We start from the raw sequence: 1,070 nt of genomic DNA, 5'->3' as shown, positions 1-1,070 counted from the left end.
CATCCTTATTATAACAGACAATCTTAAAGGTTCCTTTCTTAAGCTTTTTTAAGGAAATGCTTATCATTCCATTGGCATTCGTCTTGACCTTGTGGGTTTTACCATTTAATTTATATTTCACATAGGTTTTTGCCAGCGGCTTTCCATCGCTTTTAAAAAACCATGCCTTAAATTTCTTATTTTGGCCCTGAACCTGCTTGACGTCTGATGAGCTTATTGTGGATAAAATTACAAAATTGGTGGTTATCGAATAGCCCATAAGAGGATTAGTTGAAACGATTTTATATGTGCCCGGATTTAAATTCATTTCCCGCCTTGCAAAACCATTGCCGTCAGTCTTGACATTATAGGGCTTGCCATTGACACTTACGCTAACTACCGTGTTTGCCAAGGCATTACCTTTGGTATCGAAAAACTGTGCAGTATATGGGGTTTTTGCATTATAATATTTTGAGACATCATTTGACTTGACAGTCGGCAATATCTTGAATGAATGAGTCAAATTGCACATGCCATAATCCCCGTCTCCACCAAATGAGATGAATACATCATACTTTCCAGGAGATATGGTCAAATCAATATTGGCCCTGCCGCCATCATCAGTTATAGCACCATATTTAACATCATTTATAACAAAATCAACCGTTTTATTCGATAAACCCTCACTTGAAGCGGAATCCCTTAAAGTTACGCCATAAGAACCTTTATAATAAACATTGTCTGAAGGTGAAACAAATTCTGTCTGATTTTTATCACTTTCATCCAAATGGTCTGCATTGGAATCCGCCCCATTGAATGAAGCTGAATCATCAATTTGAAGATCATCATTACCACTTGAATTTAATGCTGTTGAATTGATGTCTCCTGCATGAATTGCCCCAATAGAAAAGACAATGATTAACGCCAATAAAACAAAAAATATTTTTTTATCCATAGGATTCTCTCCATTTAAGATGAATATATTCAATATGATTATTATATATTTTGATGTTAAACCAAAGAATGCCAAATCATGATTTTGTATTAGATGGTCTGAAAACCTCAAATTATTTTACTGAATATGTCTTAAA

Annotated in this window: 1 protein-coding gene; it reads right to left on the bottom strand. The window is 34.7% G+C overall.

Annotation, left to right across the window (positions count from 1 at the left end; translation table 11 throughout):
* The coding region (locus QZV68_RS10075; protein ID WP_296880867.1) for a hypothetical protein at window positions 1-934 on the bottom strand (934 nt) is incomplete at its 3' end.
* Between the last annotated feature and the right edge of the window lie 136 nt (window positions 935-1,070).

The organism is uncultured Methanobrevibacter sp. (assembly GCF_902801725.1).
Taxonomy (GTDB): domain Archaea; phylum Methanobacteriota; class Methanobacteria; order Methanobacteriales; family Methanobacteriaceae; genus Methanocatella.
This window is presented reverse-complemented; position numbering and strand designations above follow the sequence as displayed.